This window comes from Actinoplanes sp. OR16, assembly GCF_004001265.1.
Lineage (GTDB): Bacteria > Actinomycetota > Actinomycetes > Mycobacteriales > Micromonosporaceae > Actinoplanes.
Genome location: NZ_AP019371.1, coordinates 7733047 through 7751795, shown reverse-complemented (window position 1 = coordinate 7751795; position 18749 = coordinate 7733047). Strand labels below are relative to the sequence as shown.

Here is an 18749-nt window from a genome sequence, read left to right as displayed (position 1 = left end):
AAAACGGTCAGCCGAGTTGCGCGCGGCAATCTTCGTGGTGCTTGGCGTACGCGTTGTGCGCCGTGATCGCCTTACCGCACGGCAGCCTGCTTCCGGGCGGTACCGTGGGTCAAAAGGGTGTATTCCCGGCTCGGAGGGCGTAATGGGCGAGGCCGTGATGACGACACGGCGGCAGGCGGACGGCGCTATCGTCGTCGAGCTCCGGGGCACCCTGGACGCCGCCACCGTCTCCTCGGTCCGGGCCGAGCTGCTGACCTCCCTCGCCCGCGGCCGTCCCCGGGTCCTGGTCGTCGACCTGACCTTCGTGACCTTCATGGACTCGATGGGCATCGGCGCCCTGGTCGCGGCCCACGAGGCGGCGCGCGACGTGGGCGGCCGGGTGCGTCTCCGCAATCCCAGCGAGTTCGTTCATCGTCAGCTGCGGGTGACCGGGCTGTCCGACCTGTTCGGCCTGCCGTCGGGCTCCCCGAACTCCCGCTCCTACCGGTTCTGAGCCAGCTCTCTCAGCCACTTCTCCCAGGATTCGATCACGCTGAGGCGAAGAGGGTTCGCGCCGACCTCACCGAAGGTGGCCACGAGTTCGGTGATGGCGGTGACCGCTTCGTCCGGCAGGGCCCGCGCGACGGCCGCCTCGTCCGGATGGAGACTTTCCAAGATCTCCATCAACTCACGCAGTTCGGGATGGTCGGCTGGACCGAAGCATCGGCCCAGCAACGGCGCGAGCTTGACCCGGCGGTACAGGTCCGGGTCCCGGAGTTGCGCGACCTCCTCCAGCAGAGCGGGAGCCTGGCAGACGGTGAGGAGGAGCACGGTGGGATCGATCTCGCCGAGCTTTCCGAGTCCGATGGCCGGACGCAGCAGGTCGTGGGCGTCCGTTTCGTTCGGCTGCATCAGGATCAGCAGTTCCTCGATGCTGCCGGCGATGGCGTCGGCCAGGGCGGGGCTGATCTCGAGGGGCAGCCTCATCTTCACCCGGCTGATGTTGCGGCCGACGATGACGCTGGTCAGGCCGGTCAGCACGTGCAGCCCGGGGATGCGGCCGTCATCGAGGAGGATACCGTCGTTCACGGCCAGCCCGACCGCGTTCCTCACCTGAGCCACGAGGTCGTCCGACAAGGCGGCCTGCCAGTAATCGGCGGTCTCCGGGGTCGCCGAAGCCCCGGGGTAGGTCAGATCGCCGCCGTCCCGGCTCAGCGTCGACAACATGGCGAGCCAGCCGTCGAGGCGAAGTCCGGACTTCCACAGGTTCATCGTCGACGCCCACTCGTTCTCGTCGCCGACGGCGATGGCGCCGGACGAGGTGAACAGCCGCAGCACGGTGACGTTGGCGGAGTAGCAGGCGAGTCTGCGTACCGCGTCGGGAGGCGTCGGCTGGTAGGCGTGGACGAGACCGGGAGCCTGCCGGGTGCGATAGGTCTCGCTGACGAATGCGAGAACACGGATGATGTCGTCGCGTTCGGCCTGCTCCAGTTTCGTGAAGAGCGACCTGACGAAGACCAGCGTCGTCGCGCGCCCGGCCAGCGGCTGATGGGAGAGCAGGGCTGCCAGCCGGCCGTCGTCGGGTTTGCTCTCGTACCGGTCGGTGTAGGCCCTCGCCGCGGCCGCCCGGAGTTCGTCCAAGATCTTGTAGGCGATCAGGAACTCGCCGAAGGTGGCGTGCAGGAATTCGTAGGAGCGGCGCTCGCGGCGGCGTGTCTCGCCCGCTCCCAGCACCGTCGCCTCGGCCGTGTGGACGAAGAAGAACTCGCCGAGCAGGCGCTGGCCCGGCTCTTCGCCGTCGAGGGCGCCGGCGCCGTGCAGGGCGACCAGGTCGGCGGTCAGCTCGGCCTCGGTGGTGTGCTGGCGACCCCTGTTGAACATGGCGAAGGCGGCCACGCAGAGCCGGTCGAGTTTCGCCCGGATCGCCTTGTCGAGGGTCCTCTCCGCGACCGGGCCGTCCTTGAGCACCTCGCGCCGGATGAACGAGGTGAACAGGTCCTGGTAGAGCACGGTGGGGGAGGCGGCGGTGAGGGTGACGGCGTCCGGGTCGGCGTAGTACAGCGCGAGGATGAGCAGCAGCAGCGGCTGCCGGGCCAGGTTGAGGTGATCGGCGAACATGGTCCGGCTCATGCCCTGCACCAGGCCGGCCGCGATCGGGTGCGCGTTCGTGTCGTTCCAGGCGCGCATCCAGCGGTGGATCTGGTCGTCGTCGAAGTCGTCGAGTTTGAGGACCGTGGCGCCGGACGGGATGTCGACCCGGTCGGCCACCACGGTGCGGGAGGTGACGATCACGATGACCGGGCGCCGCTGCTCGGCCTCGACCCGCTGGAAGTCCGTCACCTCCTGCAGGAATCCGCTGCGGTCGTGCTCGGAGGCCTGCAGCAGCTCGTCGAGGCCGTCGAGGATGACGACGCGGACCGTCTCCAGGCTGCGGTCGGCGAGGTCGGCCCAGGACACCCGCCGGTTGGTGGCCTGGTCGAGGGCCGTCTGGATCTGGTCGACGACGCCGGCGTTGGCACCGACCGAGCGCAGCGGCACCAGCGTGACCGTGTAGTCGTCAGGCGGCAGCCGGGCGGCGAGTACCCGCATGAGCATGGACTTGCCGGCGCCGGGGTGGCCGAGCAGCAGCAGCGGGAGCCGGGTCGACTGCGGGGTCAGCGCGTACGCCGCCAGCCACACGTCGAGGTCGTCCCGGCGATCCTGGTCGTCCCACCACTTCTCGTCGGTGACCGGGGTCTGCGGTCCCATCCCGGCCACCCGGTAGGACGGCGCCACGAACGCGGTGCGGACCGAGGGCAGCACGACCGGCCCGAGGTGGCGGGCCTCCGCCGGGCTGATGATCGGCTGGTCCAGCCGGCCGGCGTTGGCGAGCGCGACCACCTCCTGCGGCTCGGACCGGGGGATCGCGGGGCCGGCCGCGAGCGTGAGCAGCGACTCCAGCCGGAGGAGGTCGTCGTGCCGGCGGGTGAGGTCGCCGGCCAGTGCGGAGATGGCGTACCGGGTGGCGGCGTGCTCGTCGAGGGAGGCCCAGATGCGGAATTCGGGGACCGCGGCGGCGAGGTCGATGTAGCGCTCCCGGTACTTCTCGACGGCCGCCTCGCTGACCACCTGGTCGAGGTCAACGCCGTCCCAGTGGGCCAGGCCCTCCAGGAATCGCTGGGTGCGATCGGTCATGGAGTCGTACCACTCCTTGATCGCCTTCGTGGTCTCGGTGAAGCCCCGGCTGGCGTCGGGTGCGGGGACCTCGGCCTCATAGAGCGCGCGCAGCAGGCTGTCATGCGGTCCTAGGCCGACGTGGGCCTGCTCCCTAGAGGTGAGCTCCAGGTCCTCGATCTCCTCGCCGAGGTGGTCCCGTAACGCTTCGAAGAACGACGACACCACGATCGTGGTGTGCGCCGCGGCGACCAATTCCCGTCGCGTACGGGTGGGCGCCTTGCCGAGGCCGCGCCGGAACACCGCGTGCAGATCCCGGAGCAGGCCGATCGCCTCGTTCTTCTGGTCGACCCAGCCCCAGATCGGCGCGATCAGGGCGAGCGGCGCCGCGGCGGCCGAGCCCAGCGCGGCGACACCGGAGACCAGGATGACGCCGCCGAGCAGCCGGCTCAGCCGCTGGAATCGGGAGGGGTCCTGCGCGCCCAGGATCTCGAGCGCACCGCTGAAGGTCAGGCTGGGTTCGCGCCGCATAGCGCGCGATCCTATGTCGATGGTGACGCCGGCGTCGTGTCCGATTGCTGTCAGCGGGCGGCGAGGACCCGCCCGCCGGCGGCGACCGGGAAGTGGATGGGACCGCGGATCAGGGTGGCGTTGCGGCGGCGGACCACACCGGCCCGGCGCAGGTCCGGGGCCCGCTCGGCGAGCCGCTGGATGGCGATCACCGCTTCGAGCCGGGCCAGGGGCGCGCCCACGCAGTAGTGGATGCCGCTGGAGAAGGCCAGGTGGTCGGTCTCCGGCTCACGGTGCAGGTCGAAGACGCCGGCACGGGAGAAGACCGACGGATCCCGGTTGGCGGCGCCGAGCAGCGTGATGACGAACTGCCCGCTGCGGACCACCCGGCCGCCGACCTCGACGTCCTGCAGGGCGCACCGTGCGGTCCGCTGCACCGGCGGGTCCCAGCGCAGCGTCTCCTCGACGGCCTTCTCGGCCAGGCCGGCCGGGTCGGCGCACAGGTCGGCCCACTGATCCGGGTGGTCGAGCAGGGCGTTCACCGTGTTGCCGATCAGGTTCACCGTCGTCTCGAAGCCGGCGACGAGCAGCAGGCGGACCATCGGCAGGATCTCCGACGACTGGATCTGATCACCCTCGGCGGCGAGGATCCGGGAGACGGCGTCATCAGCGGGTTCGCGGCGGCGCAACCTCAGCAGGTCGGTGAGCACCGCGTCGAGCGCGTCGCTGGCCTCCTTGAGCCGCGCGGCGTGGCGCAGGCCGCGGATCCCGTCGAGGGCGCCGCCGATGACCGCGCCGTGGGCGGCGAAACGCTCCGCGTCGGCGTCCGGCACACCGAGCAGGTCGGTGATGACGGCGATGGGTAGCGGTGCGGCGAACGCCGGGACCAGGTCGAACGTACCCAGGGAGAGGGCTTGATCCAATAAGTCGTCGACGTTGCGTTCGATGAGAGCGCGGTATCCGGCGATCTCGCGCGGGCTGAACGCCGGCTGGGCGACGCGGCGCAACCGGGTGTGCTCCGGCGGATTGCGGTCGAGGAAGGACATGTCGAGGGCGTCGCCCGGCGCGCCCGGACCGTTGATCTCGCTGGACCGCACGCCGAACCGCCGGTCACGCAGCACCGACGAGCAGATCGCATAGGACGTGGTGACGTAGTTGCCCAGGCGGGTGAGGACGAGGTCTCCACCCGCCCGGACCTGGTCGTAGATGGCGTACGGATTGTCGCGCCCGGGCTTCAGGTGCAGCCGGGACATCGGATCGCGCCGCACGTATCCGTGATAGACGGTGTCGAACCGTTGCCTGTACAGCGCGGCGGCGAATCGAAGAGCCCCCATGCCGTCAGGGTAAGGCGGATCAGCCCTCCTCGGCTACATATGCGCTGATCCAGGCCAATGCCGCATTCCAGTTGATGGTGAGCTCGTTGGTGGCCCAGGAGCCGATGTCGTCGATGTAGCAGAACTGGCCGACGCAACCCTGCAGTTTGGCCTGCGCGACCGGGTCCTGGATCGACGAGTTGGGTCCACCGGCGAGGGTTCCGGCCGGCGGGTGCGGCAGCGACGGGTCGAGCTGCGCGGCGTACCAGCGGCTGTGCTGGTTCTGCGAGCTGACCTCGCCGTACCCGGTGACGTAGGAGATGTTGAGGGCGTTGCGGCCGAACAGGTAATCGATGCCGGTGAGCACGCCGTCCCGGTAGCGGTCCTTGCCGGTCAGCTTCTCGGCGGCGGCGACGACGACCAGGTTGTTGGCGATGGCGCTGCTCGAGCCCCAGTCCCAGACGTTGTTCGTGGGCGCGTAGGCGACGCCGTACCCGTGCTGCCGCTGAACGGCCAGATATTCGTCGGCGCCCCGGGCCACCGACGCCTTCACGGCTCCCAGCCCGGGCAGCCGGTTCGGCACCAGGGCGAGGTCGATGCGGGCGGCCGCGGCGGTGGCGGCCCAGTCGAAGGCGATCGGCCCGAACACGTCGGCGGTGTGCTCCGGCGAGGCCAGCACGTCGTCGCGGTACCGGCGCTCACCCGTGGTCAGGTAGAGCTCGGCCGCTGCCCAGTAGAACTCGTCGGAGACCTTGTCGTCGTTGTAGGCGCCACCGCCGACACCGTCGGTGACCGGCGCGTACAGGGCCGGGTTGGCCTTCGCCGCGTCATAGGCGGTCCGCGCGGCAGCCAGCGCACGCTTCGCGAACGCGGCGTCGAACGACTTGTAGAGGCGCGCCGCCTGCGCCGCCGTCGCGGCGACGTTCAGCGTCGCGGCGGTGGAGACCGGGTGCAGCTCTCGCGGCTGGGGATCCAGGTGGGGCAGCAGCGGGAGACCGGTCCAGGCAGCGTCGTGGATCTTGTGATGGACCATGCCCTCGTACGGGTGACCGCTCGGCACCTGCATGTCCAGCAGGAATTCCAGCTCCCACCGGGCCTCGTCGAGGATGTCGGGGGTGCGGTCGCCGCTCTCCGGGATGGTGAGGCCGACCTTGCGGGAACCGCGCAGGTGCTCGTACTCGCTGAGCAGGCCCCACACCGAGATGCCGCCGTTCACCACGTACTTGCCGTGGTCGCCGGCGTCGTACCAGCCGCCGGTCACGTTCAGCGTGTAGTCGCAGACGCCGGGCTGGCAGGGCACCGCGCCGTCACCCTGGTTGGGGGCGACGTCGACGTGGCCGGCCGGGCGGGCGTAACCGGGACGCAGGTCGCCCGAGATCTCGATGCCGCTGCGCTGGGTGTAGTAGAGCTTGAGCGCGTCGGTCCGCAGGGTCTCGTAGGGCTTCGTGCTGATGTCGAACGGGCGGGAGGTCTCGCCGTCGGCGGTCAGGGTGAGGCCGGTGGCGTGCTTGCGGTAGGCGCTGAAGTCGATGGTGTGGACGTTCTGTCCGGAGCTCTCATCGACGCCGTGCGGTTCAGTCCTGCCCTTGAGCTGCGTCTTGCCCGATTTATCCTTGAGTTCCCAGGCAAGTGGTGCGGTTTGCGCGGTTACGAGGGTGGCGCCTTTCGGGCCGTCCTTGACGTACGCGACCTGGTTGACCCGGACCCTGGGGCCGGTGTCAGGCTCGTAGACCTCGGGCGGGACGCCGCCGGCGAGGCTGACGTTGTCGACGCAGAAACGCCACGGGTCCGGGCTGCCCCCGACCTGGAAGGCGACCTGCCCCTGAGCGGTGGAGGTGCTCGCGGTGAACGTGTATTCGTAATGGGTCAGGTCACTGCCCAGGATCGGCGACTGCTCGAAGTAGGTGTCGTACGGCGCGACGGCGAGGCCGGTGATCGCCCGGGCCACGTGCCCGGACGGGTCGCCGGAGGCGTCGAAGCTGAACCGGTAGTTCTCGCCGGCGACCAGGTCGATGTCGTTCTGGCCGATGCCGACGTCCCAGCGGTTGGTGGTGCCGCCGGGCACGTCGATGCAGGCCACGCCGTCGGTCAGGGTGATCGGCGAGCCGGCCGTCGACCAGAACGGGTCGGCGGTGCCGTCGAACCCGCCGTTGACGACCTGCTCGACCTCGTCCGCCTGAGCCGGTGCGGCCATGCCCACTGTCAGTAGTGCGGCCGTCAGGCCGATGATTCGGGAGCGCTCCCATCGAGACATGGACCTATGTTTATTACGGCGCTGTTTCCGCGTCAACGCTGATCGCGGATCCAGGCGTCGATCAGCCCGCCGAAATGGCCGAGGAACTTCTCGTGCTCGTGCACCGGATACATGGCACGGACCGTCTCGCGCAGCAGCGAGCGGAACTCGTCCGAGGTCACCCAGTCGTAGACGATCTCGTCGAGGTTCGACAGGTGCTTGTCGCAGAACTCGCGGTACCGGTCCACCTCGAAGTAGTCGTCGGCGAGTTTGCGATAACCGGCGAGCTTGCCGGCGTAGGAGAGCGAGGTGTCGTCGGCGATCGCGAAGTACTGCGACGTGTCGGTGTCCAGCCGTGGCTTGCGGCCGGTCACCACGCAGAAGACGGTCCACCGGACCAGGGCGGTCATCGCCCACGGGAAGTAGTAGTGCAGGGAGGTGAGAGCCACGTCCGGGCAGGCGTTCGCGTAATCGATCGGGTGCACCTGGTCGCCGCGCACCAGTGACTCGCACGAGTTGAACTCCCAGCGGAAGAACGCGTTCACCAGCCGCGAGATCGTCACGACCTCGTCGCCGGCCTCCGCGGAGAGGAAGTTGTGGTCCACCTCGTAGCGGGAGTGCATGGGTTGATCGGGCCGGAATTTCATGACCATGGTCTCCGGGCCGATGCTCAGGCTGCGCGCGAAGACGTCGTAACCCTCGACCGAGGCCTGCAGGTGCATGAGGCGCTCACCCGAGGCGTCGTAGGAGGCGTGCAGCTCGGCCTCGTTGCGGATCTTGGAGACGCCGACCCAGGCGCCGCCGTCGTACGGCTTCATCCAGAGCGGATAGCCGATCGCCGCGGCGGTCGCCTCCAGGTCGAACGACTTGTTGTAGCGGGCCGCCGTGTACGCCCAGCGCGAGTTCTCCAGGGGGTTCTTGAACGGCACCAGCACGGTCTCCGGGATCTTCAGCCCGAGGCGCATCATCGCGCAGTACGCCGCGTGCTTCTCCATCGACTGGAAGGTGAAAGGACTGTTGAGCAGATAGACGTCGTCCATCAGCGCGATCTTCTTGAGCCACTCGCGCGGGTGGTAGTACCAGTACGCCAGGCGGTCGATGACGAGCTCGTGGCGCGGTTTGTCACGCAGATTGAACGGCTCGATGGTGACCCGGACCGCGTTCGCCCGGTGCGTGCGGCCGTCCGGCCCGTTCACCAGGCCTACCCGGCGCAGCAGCGCTTCGTAGGCGCGTGGCCAGTCGTCCTCGGTGCCCAGCAACATTCCGATGGTGTGCTCGACGTCGGCCACGGCCGCCTCCCTCAAATCAATCGGGCCATACCCGGCACAGCAGGGCGGTCAGGGGCGGATCGAGAGCGTCACGCCAGCCCGTCCAGGTGTGCGCGTCCGGGTTCTCGGTGAGGTCTGCGGAATACCCCTGATCGCGCAGCGCATCCACCATGTCGCGGTTGTTCGCCAGGTTCTCCTCCGCGGCACCGCAGGTGAGCGCCGCCGGGATCCGCGGTCCGCGACCGGCCCGCAGCACCTGGCCGGTGAACCGGACGATCCGCCCCCACCGGGGGAAACTCGACTCCTGGATGTCGTGCCGAGGCTGGAAGTAGCTGCCCGACTGGAGGAACAGCCCGGCGAACCCGGCCGGGTGCCGCCGCTGCGCGTGCAGCATCGCCAGCGCGCCCAGGCTCGCCCCGGCGCCGACGACGGCCGGGCTGTGCAGCTCCGCCCGGATCTGCGGAATGATCTCGCCGGCCAGCGCGAGGGAATAGGCGGGGGAGGCCGAGTACCACTCGTCACGGTCTCCCGGGGGCAGGAGCACCAGGTGGTACGGCGGAACGCGCCCCGCGCGGATCATCGCGGCCGAATAGCGGGTCAAGCCGCCGAACCGCTCGTAGTCCGGCCCGTCGTGCGCGATCAGCACCCGGCCGTGCGGGGTGTCCGGGCCGTCCGGTGACCAGATCCGCAGGTCGAGGGTGGTGTGCAGGCCCCGGACCGGCAGATGCAGGGTGCGCCAGGCGCCCGATGACCCGGATCGGTGCAGCCAGTCCGGCTCCGCGTAGTCCGGGCTGTGCACCACCGACGACTCGCCGAACCCGCCCGCCGCGTGCACCGCGTTCCCCGGGTCGTTGACGGTCTCCCGGCTGCCGTCCGGCCGGGTCAGCTCGAACCGGTACTCGATCCGCCGCACCGCCGGCGCCTCGATCGTGGTCACCCACCCGTCGCCGTCGAACTCCAGGTCGGCGTGCCGGATCGAGGACAGCAGGCGGACGGCGGAGAGCCGCTTGCCGGCATCGGGAAAGCGGAACCGCACCGTGGCACCGTCCCAAGCCTCCATGAAACGCACCCTACTGGGGGTTGGGCCCGCTCGCCGGGCGCTCGTGCCGCTTGGGCGGCCGGCCGCTCGTGGCGCAGTGCGGCGGGGTGCCCGCGAAGGCGGTGCGGCCGGGCGCGGGGAAATGTCAGAGGGTCGGCCTAGGGTGGTCGGCGTGCGGATTCGGATCGAGGGCTACGACCTGCCCGGCCGGCCCGGCGCTCCCCAGGCGGAGGCGCTGCGGCTCGGCGGGGTGCACGTCGGCATGCAGCGAAAGGCCGAGGTGGTGGATCGGTTCCCGGTCCAGGCGGAGAGCGCGGTCTGGGAGTTCGACGTCGACGTCCGCCACGTCGACGGCTTCATCGACGTCGGCGGCCCCTGGGTGCACGGCCGTCCCGGGCAGCGCTTCCTCTACCTCAGCTGGGGCGCTGTCGACGGCGAGTCCTTCGCGATGTTCCGCCGGGCCAAACTCCTCTTCGGCGACATCCCGGGCCCCCTGCTGCGCGCCGCGGCCGACGGCTCCGGCACCCTCGTCGGCCGCCTGGGCCTGACCGACGCGGAGGGCGGCCCGCGATGCGCCCGGGTCCGCCCGCCCGAGCTCGCCTGGGAGCTGCGATGACGACCCCACCGGAGGTCGATCAGCCCGGCCCCGAGCCATCCGTCATCGGCCACGGCGAGGAGCCCGTCTTCGATCTGTCCGGCGCGGCATCCGCGCATCCGGTCGTGGCGTCGGTGCGGGTTCTGCACGGATTCGTCCGGCATGACGGCGAGCTGAACCTCTGGGCGGAGACCTCCTCGCCCGGCTCCGCGACCGCTGCCGCGGCTCGGGGCGACGTCGATTCCCGGAAGGCAGACGTCGATTCTCGGAAGGCCGGGGCCCGGGGTTCGGCTCCCTGGCATCCGTTCGCCGTCGGAGCCGGGGAGCTGCCCGCCGGCGATCGCCGGGAAGCCGCTGCCCTCATGCTGCCCTCCACCTCCGCCGGGCCGCTGGCGTCGCCGCAACGGGGGATGCCCGCGCGGCGGGGGACGCCCCGGGCGAGGACCTGGCGGGTGCCCGCCGTGTCGGTGCCGTTCGCCGATCCCGACCTGGTCGACGAGTTCGACGGGCGGGTCGGGCCGTCGGCGGCGTGGCTGGTCGAGGTGTGCGGGTTCGCGGCGAGCCTGGTGCGGCGTGGCCGGGTGCTGCCGGCCGTGCGGATCGAGGGTCCTCGGCCGTCGGCCTTCTGGCGGCCGGTGATGATCGGCGCGGACGCGGTCCGCAGAGCGGCGCTGATCGAGACCATGCCGCCGGCCTGCCGCGCCGAGGCCCGCGAGACGGCCGACGTCCTGGTCCAGGCCGCTCTCGATCGGCTCGTGGACGGTCTGGTGCGCACCAGGCTGGCCGAGGCCGGGGTGGCCCTCGCCGACTACGGGTGGCTGGCCGCGCTCGGCGGTGAGCCCGAGTTCGAGGCGGCGCCCGCCCTCGTCGACGAGCTGACCGGGCGGCTCGACGCCTGGTTCGAGCAGGCCGCGCGGGGTGCGGAGGTCCGGGTCTGCTTCCGGCTCAGCGACCCGCGCGAGCACGAGCCGGTCATGCCCGACGAGGTGCCGCTGCCGCAGGACGTGTGGCGGCTGGAGTTCCTGCTGCAGGCCGCCGACGAGCCCAGCGTGCTGGTGACCGCCGCCGAGGTGTGGCGGGACACGTTCGCGCCGCTCAGCCGGTGGACCAGCCATCCGCAGGAGCGGCTGCTGGCCGGGCTGGGCCGGGCCGCCCGGCTCTACCCGGCTCTCGGCGAGGCGCTGCGTGCGGCCCAGCCGGCCGAGATGCTGCTCGACACCGAGGGCGCGCACGGGTTCCTCAGCCACGCGGCGCTGCTGGAGGAGGCGGGCTACGGCGTGCTGCTCCCGGCCTGGTGGCAGCGCCGGCCCGGGCTGGGGCTGTCGCTGAACGTGCGCGGCCGCGACCCGGTCTCGACGGTGCTGCGGGACCGGGCCGTCGGCAAGAAGGAGCTGGTGGACTACGAGTGGGGGCTGGCTCTCGGCGGCAAGACCCTCACCCAGGACGAGCTCGCCGACCTCTCCCGCGCCAAGGTTCCGCTGGTCCGGCTGCGGGGCCGGTGGGTCCACCTGGACCCGCAGCGGCTCGCCGCCGGGCTCGCGTTCCTGAGCCGGGGCGGCGGCACCATGACGGCCGGCGACGCGCTCGCGACCATGCGGCTGCTGCCTCCGGAGGAGTTGCCGCTGCCGGTGACCGATGCGCGGGGCGAGGGCTGGCTCGCCGACCTGCTCACCGGGCGCCTCGAAGAACGCCTCGAAGTGCTGGAGTCACCCCGTGAGCTGAGTGGTGTGCTCCGCCCGTACCAGAAAAGGGGTTTCTCCTGGCTTGCCTTCCTTGACCGGATCGGACTCGGCGCGTGCCTCGCCGACGACATGGGCCTGGGCAAGACCGTGCAGTTGCTGGCGCTGCTGCTGCACCACCGGGAGGGTCCGGCGCTGCTGATCTGCCCGCTCTCGGTGCTGGGCAACTGGCAGCGCGAGGCGGAGCGGTTCGCGCCCTCGCTGACGGTGCGGGTGCTGCACGGCGCCGACCGGGCCGACCCCGCGACGCTGGCCGAGGGCGCCGACCTGGTGCTGACCACCTACCAGACGGCGGTGCGCGACACCGAGGCGCTCGCCGCGATCGACTGGGACCGGGTGGTGCTCGACGAGGCACAGCACATCAAGAACGCCGGGAGCAGCGCGGCCAAGGCGATCCGCCGCTTCCCCGCGCGCAACCGGATCGCGCTGACCGGCACCCCGGTGGAGAACCGGCTGGCCGAGCTCTGGTCGATCCTCGACTTCCTCAACCCGGGGGTGCTCGCGTCGGCGCACACGTTCCGGGCCCGGTTCGCCGTGCCGATCGAGCGTTATGCCGACGAGGACGCGGCGGCCCGGCTGCGGCAGGCGACCCGGCCGTTCCTGCTGCGCCGCACCAAGAACGCCCCGGCCATCGCCGCCGAACTGCCCGCGAAACGGCACGTGCGCCACCTGTGCGGGATGACGACCGAGCAGGTCAGCCTCTACCAGGCAGTTCTCGACGACCTGCTGGACCGGATGGCCGAGCCGGGCGACAAGTGGCGCAAGGGCCTGGTCCTCGCCGCGATGACCAAGCTCAAACAGGTGTGCGTGCATCCGGCCCTCGCGCTCAAGGACAATTCGCCACTGCCCGGCCGCTCCGGCAAGGTCGACCGGCTCGAGGAGATCGTCGACCGGGCGCTCGGGGCGGGGGAGAGCGTGCTGGCGTTCACCCAGTTCGCCCGGTTCGGCGCGATGCTGACCCCGCACCTGGCAGCGCGGTTCGGCGTGCCGGTGAAATTCCTGCACGGCGGCACCGCCCGCGGCGCGCGCGATGCCATGGTCACCGAGTTCCAGCAGGCCACCCGGCCGGGGATCTTCGTGCTGTCGCTCAAGGCCGGTGGCACCGGCCTCAACCTCACCGCCGCCAACCACGTGATCCACATCGACCGCTGGTGGAACCCGGCGACCGAGACACAGGCCTCCGACCGGGCGTTCCGGATCGGTCAGCGCCGCGACGTCCACGTGCACAACCTGGTCTGCCTCGGCACCCTCGAAGAACGCATCGACCGCGTCATCGCCGACAAGGGCGTCCTCGCCGAACGGGTCGTCGGCACCGGCGAGGGCTGGCTCAGCGCGCTCTCCACCAGCGAACTGCGTGATCTGTTCGCCCTCGCCCCGGAGGCCATCGTTGACTGACCTGCCCCTGGCCTTCCTCGGCATGTTCGAGTCCCTGCGGATGGCGCCGACGTTCTCCCGAGGCCGTCGCGACGAGCGGGCCGGGCACGTACGCAGCCTGACCGTCTCCTCCAGCCTGGTCGTCGCCCTGGTCCGCGGCCCGGAGGACCCGGTCTCGTTCCGCGCCCGGATCGCCGTCCGCTCGTTCGGCGCCGCCGAGTGGGGACGCGTCGAGAAAGCCCTGGTCAAGGAGGCCCGCTACGTCGCCTCCCTGCTCGACGGGCGGATGCCGGACGGGATCGAGGCGGTGTTCGCCGAATCCGGGCTCGGCCTGCTGCCGCTCTCGCTCGACGAGGTGGCCCTCGACTGCACGTGCGAACGGTGGCCGATGCCGTGCGTCCACCTCGCCGCCACGTGTTATGCGCTGGCCCGGACCTTCCAGGCGGACCCGTTCGAGGTGTTCACCTGGCGGGGACGGTCGCGCGATGAGCTGCTGATGCGCCTGCGCAGGCTCCGCGAGTCGGTGGCGGTCGCGTCGCTGACGTCGCCGTCCGCCGACGCGGATCCCCGGCCTTCGACGGATCCGGCCGACTCCCCGGTCCGCCCCCTCATCGATCCGGACGACCCGGCGGCCTTCTGGGGCAACGAGCCGCCCGCGGCAGGAGCAGGACCTTCCGGGGTACGCCCGGACGCCCTCCTCGATCAACTGGACGCCCCGCATCTGAGCCACCACGGGAAGCCGATCGTGGAGGTTCTGCGGCCTGCCTACGCGGTGCTCTCCGACGACGCCGGCTGAGGGGGTGGCCGCCGGTTGTGCGGGGGAGCTAGCGTGGAGGGCGTGATGCTGTGGGAAGCCCTCTGGCGACTGGTCGGTCTGCTGACCGACGCCGGCCCCACCGCGATGCTCGTCGGCGCGGCCTCGGTCGCCGGCGTCCTGCTGCTGACCGCCCTCGCCGCGAGCGCGCTGCTCGACTCCCGCGCCGTGGCGAACCCGCCGGTCAGTCGTGCGGAGATGCGCGACCGTGCCCGGCGGACCGGCGTTCCCCGCCACCGCGACCCCGACGCACCCGGCCGGACGCGGCCCCGCGGCCCGACCTGGTCCTTCGTGGCCGCCTGAGCTTCCGCAGAGGGAGCGCGCACTCATCAACCCGGTGAGTCACGCCGTTTCATCCCGTCGCTCATTGCCGTCTCCCGCCGGTGAGTCACGCCGCCGCCGCCCAGCCACGAGCGCCGCGCCATCAGCACAAGCACGAATCGCGTGTTAGCCCTGGCCCGTACGTATCTGTTGACCACCTAGATCCACTGCCGGATCACGGTGACCGCGCCGGTCCCGTTGAAGTCTGCTCGGCGCTCAGGTGTCGACTGGTGTTGATCCAGTGCCCGCGTTGACGGAATCCCAGCGCGGACCATGTCGACGGCGGCGTTGACGACGCCTCGCACTTGACGGTGCGCCTGCTGTTGATTGTCATGGCTCTTGATGGCGGGTTGTTGACGACGTGGCTGGTGTTGACGTCGTGTCAGCGTTGATGGCTCGACCTGCGATGACCGGGTTGTGTGGGTTGACGGCATGACAACGTTGACGGTGTCGGCTGGTGTTGACGGTGTCGGCTGGTTGACGGTGTCGGCTGGTGTTGATGACTGACCGGTGTCGACGCTTGATGAGCGCCGAATGATGACTGCGCGTACTGCCCTCTGCTGAAGCTTCCCGCGATCTTGGAACGCCGGACCGTCGGCACGCCGGACCGTCGGCACGCCGGACTGTCGGCACGCCGGACTGTCGGCACGCCGGACTGTCGGCACGCCGGACCGTCCGCACGCCGGACCCGGACAGGATCGCTACGGCGGCCACTGATGACTGCTTCTCCGACCCCAGTCCAGTGCGCCCGCGAAGGAACCGCCGCCATGATGGAACCCGTTTACACCGCTATCTCCGCAATCCTCCTGTTCTGGCATGCCGTCTGGGACCGGCTCGTCGGGCACGCCGACGTCGGCGGGACCTCCTGGGCCTGGGTGCTCGGCATCGTCTTCCTCGTTCTCACCGTCCGGATCGCGCTGTTCCCTGTGATCATCAAGCAGGTGCGGTCGCAGCGGGCCACGCAGCGCGTCCAGCCGCAGGTCAAGGCGTTGCAGGAGAAGCACAAGGGTGATCGCGAGACGTTGCAACAGGAGCTCGCGAAGCTGTTCCAAGAGGAGAAGGTGAGCCCGTTCGCCCAGTTCCTCCCGATGCTGGTGCAGATCCCGGTCGTGATCGGCCTGCTGCACGTGCTGCGTCACCTACGCCCCGAGGTGACCAGCGAGGTGTCCCGGACGCTGTACGGCTGGACGCTCACCCAGTTCGACAGCGCGATCAACGCCGAGTTGTTCACTGCACCGCTGACGGCCGGGTTCAGCACCGGTGACCTGGTCGTCAAGCTCGTCGCCGCCGTGCTCATCGCGATCATGACGGTGACGACGTACCTGACGACGCGCCAGATGATCAGCAAGTCGGGCTGGGCCACGGACGAGCCGGCGCGGACCGTTCAGCGGATCATGCTCTACGGTCTGCCGCTGTCGCTGCTGGTCTCCGGCGCGCTCTTCCCGATCGGCGTCGTCCTCTACTGGGTCACGCAGAACATCTTCGCGCTCGGCCAGCAGGCCTGGATCCTGCGCCGCTACCCGGTGGTCACCCCGCCCGCGACGCCGCCCGCCCCGAAATCGACCGTCGCTCCGCCCAAGGTCGGCGTCAAACCAACCAAGATCAAGAGCTGACTTCCCGGTACGGGCGAAAGCCCCATCCCGATTTCGGCGACATCTCCGGTGTTCTCGCCGACTGGCTCGAAGCCGGTCCCGGGACGGACTCGGCCGGCCCCGAGTCAGTCCCGGTGTGGACACCGTCCCGGCGAGTGCGAGGCCTGACATGGCCGCCTGGTTTCCGGCCGCCTGTCCGTTCTTGCGTGACCTGCATGGTTCCCGCGACCCCGGGGGCGGCCCGAGTCGCGGCGAGGGCGGCCGGTTTACCCGTACAGAAAGAAATGCCTGTTGAAAGTGTCTTTTCTTCTCGAAACATGATTCCGCTAGCTGTCTCATTTCATGTCTTTCCGGACACCGAAAGGGTCGTCCAAACGGTCAGCTTTCCGGGAAACCCCGGAGCCGGATTGCGCGCCGTGATGGGCTCAACTCGATGATCCACGAACGTGGTCCAAGGCGTTTTGTCCGAAAAGGTGTGAGATGAAAAAGCTAACGCGGATGCTGGCACTCACCGGCATGAGCCTGGCGGCCGGCGCGATGATCGCTGCCGCTCCTGCACAGGCGGCGCCCGCTGCTGGACAGTCCGGTACCGCCGGTTCCGGCGCCACCGCATCGAGCCACGGTTTCGACGACGACTACATCGCCGGCTACTACCGCTTCAAGGGATCCTGCAAGCGCGCCGGCTGGACCGGAATCCGGTTCGGCGCCTGGGACGACTTCAACTGCTGGCGGGTCGGCTGGGGCTGGCGCGGCTCGTACTACGTCCTGGAGGTCGAGGAGGACGACTGGTACTGGGGTGAATGGCGTGGTGGCTGGCCCAAGGGCTGGCCGGACCGGCCGGACTTCCTGGTCGGCCAGGGATACCACATCGACGGCCACAAGAAGGGCCCGAAGGGCCAGGGCCCGAAGGGCGGCTGGGACAACAACGGCCCGAAGGGTCCGTGGAACGGCCCGGACGACTGGAAGGGTGGCCCCAAGGGTGACCCGGACGACTGGAAGGGCGGGGACGACTGGAAGGACGGCCCCAAGAACCCTGGACCGTGGAAGGGCCCGCAGGGTCCCGGCGACCTGAGCGGCAACCCGGGTCCGAAGGGCGACCCGATGGGTCCCAAGGGTCCCGGCGACCTGGGTCAGGGTGGTCCGAAGGGTGAGGGTCCGAAGGGTCCCGGCGACCTGGGTCAGGGTGGTCCGAAGGGTGAGGGTCCGAAGGGTCCCGGCGACCTGGGCCAGGGTGGCCCGAAGGGTGAAGGCCCGAAGGGCGGCCCCGGCGGCATGCCGAACGGACCGTGGAAGAGCCCCGGCGGCCAGTGAGGCCGGCCAGGCGCTGACAGTGTGATCGATGGGCCGCACCCGTAACGGGTGCGGCCCGCGATCGTCTCCGCCCTACCAGGCGACCGGCACGTAGTCCTTCAGGAAGCAGCCGTACACGTCCTCGCCGAGCTCGCCGCGCACGATCGGGTCGTACACCCGGGCCGCGCCGTCGACCAGGTCGAGCGGGGCGTGGAAACCCTCCTCGTGCAGCCGCATCTTCGTCGGGTGCGGGCGCTCGTCGGTGATCCAGCCGGTGTCCACGCTGGTCATCAGGATGCCGTCGGCGAACATGTCCTCGGCGCTCGTCCGGGTCAGCATGTTCAGCGAGGCCTTCGCCATGTTCGTGTGCGGGTGGCCGGCGCCCTTGTAGCCGCGCTGGAAGATCCCCTCCATGGCGGAGACGTTCACGACGTACCGGCGCGGGAACTTCGACGCCGTCATGGCCTTCCGCAGCCGGCTGACCAGGATGAACGGTGCTGTCACGTTGCACAGCTGCACTTCCAGCAGCTCCATCGGCTCGACCTCGTGGACGCGGTCGCTCCAGCTGTTCGTCGCAACGATGTCCGGCACCAGCCCGCCCGCGTCGATCGCGGTGGACCGTGCGGTCAGGGCCAGGCTCGTGACCTCCTGCGCCGACAGGGTTCCGGCCGCTGCCAGCGCGGCGGCCGGCGAGTTCGCCCCGAGGGTGGCCGTCCCACCGAAGTACTCCAGCGCGGGCAGGTCACCATCCGGAAGCGGGGCGGACTCGGCGGCGACGAGCTCCGCATAAGCGCCGGCGGTCCGGCGTACCGTCTGGGCTGCGTTGTTGACCAGAATGTCCAAAGGCCCTCGCGCCGCCACCGAATCGGCGAGTCCCACGACCTGGGCCGGGTCACGCAGGTCGATGCCGACGACCCGCAGCCGGTGGATCCAATCACCACTGTCCGGCATCGCCGCGAACCGCCGGACCGCGTCGTGCGGGAACCGGGTCGTGATCGTCAGGTCGGCGCCGTCCCGCAGCAGCCGCAGCGCGATGTACATGCCGATCTTGGCGCGACCGCCGGTGAGCAGGGCCGTCCGCCCGGTCAGATCCGTCCGCGCATCCCGCCGCGAATGGTTCAGCTCCGCGCACGCCGGGCAGAGCTGGTGGTAGAACGCATCGACCACGGTGTAGCGCTGCTTGCACACGTAGCAGCCGCGGGCCTGCTTCAGCACCCCGGCCGTAGCTCCCCGCACACTGCTGCGCAGCGGAATCCCGGCCGTCTCGTCGTCGATCCGCCCCGGCGCCCCGGTCGCGGTCGACGCGGTCACCGCCCGGTCGTTCGCGAGGATCGCCTCACGCCGGTCCAGGCGACGCCGCAACTTGACCGCCTTGAAGATGCCGGCCGTCGCCCGCCGCACCGCCACCGCGTCCGGATGCTCGGCCGGAAGCGCCTCCACCTCGGCAAGGACGGCAAGGCAGACCGCAAGCCGGTCCGGATCCACGCCCGTGTTCACTACATCCCCCTCTGTTCCCACCGCAGGCACTG

At 70.4% G+C, this 18749-nt stretch carries 13 protein-coding genes; 7 read left to right on the top strand and 6 right to left on the bottom strand.

What is annotated here, in order from left to right:
• Nucleotides 1-157 precede the first annotated feature (157 nt).
• Nucleotides 158-493, top strand: a complete 336-nt coding sequence (locus EP757_RS35725; RefSeq protein WP_232050178.1) for an STAS domain-containing protein — start codon at nt 158-160, stop codon at nt 491-493.
• Here EP757_RS35725 and EP757_RS35720 read toward each other — a convergent pair.
• Genes EP757_RS35720 through EP757_RS35700 form a run of 5 tightly spaced genes read right to left on the bottom strand, consistent with a single transcriptional unit; the run spans nt 481 to nt 9516 of the window.
• Nucleotides 481-3663 (bottom strand): NACHT domain-containing NTPase, encoded by a 3183-nt coding sequence (locus tag EP757_RS35720; RefSeq protein ID WP_127552783.1) that lies wholly within the window; start codon nt 3661-3663, stop codon nt 481-483. The genes EP757_RS35725 and EP757_RS35720 overlap by 13 nt on opposite strands.
• A 50-nt stretch (nt 3664-3713) precedes the next feature.
• Nucleotides 3714-4976 (bottom strand): cytochrome P450, encoded by a 1263-nt coding sequence (locus EP757_RS35715; RefSeq protein ID WP_127552782.1) that lies wholly within the window; start codon nt 4974-4976, stop codon nt 3714-3716.
• Between the two features lie 19 nt (nt 4977-4995).
• Nucleotides 4996-7209 (bottom strand): glycoside hydrolase family 9 protein, encoded by a 2214-nt coding sequence (locus EP757_RS35710; protein WP_127552781.1) that lies wholly within the window; start codon nt 7207-7209, stop codon nt 4996-4998.
• Nucleotides 7210-7241: 32 nt separating this feature from the next.
• Nucleotides 7242-8477, bottom strand: a complete 1236-nt coding sequence (locus tag EP757_RS35705) for a hypothetical protein (RefSeq protein ID WP_127552780.1) — start codon at nt 8475-8477, stop codon at nt 7242-7244.
• Between the two features lie 16 nt (nt 8478-8493).
• Entirely contained in the window at nt 8494-9516 is a 1023-nt protein-coding gene (locus tag EP757_RS35700; protein ID WP_127552779.1) for an esterase family protein, read from the bottom strand.
• A 151-nt stretch (nt 9517-9667) separates the two neighbouring features.
• Between EP757_RS35700 and EP757_RS35695 the strand changes: the two genes are divergently transcribed.
• From EP757_RS35695 to EP757_RS35670, 6 genes are all read left to right on the top strand, one after another.
• Nucleotides 9668-10111: a DUF5990 family protein gene (locus EP757_RS35695; protein WP_232050177.1), complete on the top strand. Its 444-nt coding sequence runs from the start codon at nt 9668-9670 to the stop codon at nt 10109-10111.
• On the top strand, nt 10108-13224 hold the full coding sequence (locus EP757_RS44700; RefSeq protein WP_127552777.1) for a DEAD/DEAH box helicase: 3117 nt from the start codon (nt 10108-10110) through the stop codon (nt 13222-13224). Before EP757_RS35695 ends, EP757_RS44700 begins: the two co-directional genes overlap by 4 nt.
• Nucleotides 13217-13999, top strand: coding sequence for a hypothetical protein (locus tag EP757_RS35685; RefSeq protein WP_232050176.1), 783 nt, complete (start codon nt 13217-13219; stop codon nt 13997-13999). Before EP757_RS44700 ends, EP757_RS35685 begins: the two co-directional genes overlap by 8 nt.
• A gap of 45 nt (nt 14000-14044) precedes the next feature.
• Nucleotides 14045-14320 carry a DUF6412 domain-containing protein gene (locus EP757_RS35680; RefSeq protein WP_232050741.1) on the top strand — a complete coding sequence of 92 codons (276 nt, stop codon included), beginning with the start codon at nt 14045-14047 and terminating at the stop codon, nt 14318-14320.
• A gap of 785 nt (nt 14321-15105) precedes the next feature.
• Nucleotides 15106-15951, top strand: coding sequence for a membrane protein insertase YidC (gene yidC, locus EP757_RS35675; RefSeq protein WP_232050175.1), 846 nt, complete (start codon nt 15106-15108; stop codon nt 15949-15951).
• A gap of 459 nt (nt 15952-16410) precedes the next feature.
• A complete protein-coding gene (locus EP757_RS35670; RefSeq protein WP_127552775.1) occupies nt 16411-17241 on the top strand; it encodes a hypothetical protein in 831 nt (276 codons plus the stop codon).
• 72 nt (nt 17242-17313) lie between these two features.
• Here the strand turns inward: EP757_RS35670 and EP757_RS35665 are convergent, their stop codons facing one another.
• Complete coding sequence (locus EP757_RS35665) at nt 17314-18738, bottom strand: SDR family NAD(P)-dependent oxidoreductase (protein ID WP_232050174.1); 1425 nt, start codon at nt 18736-18738, stop codon at nt 17314-17316.
• Nucleotides 18739-18749: the final 11 nt, after the last annotated feature.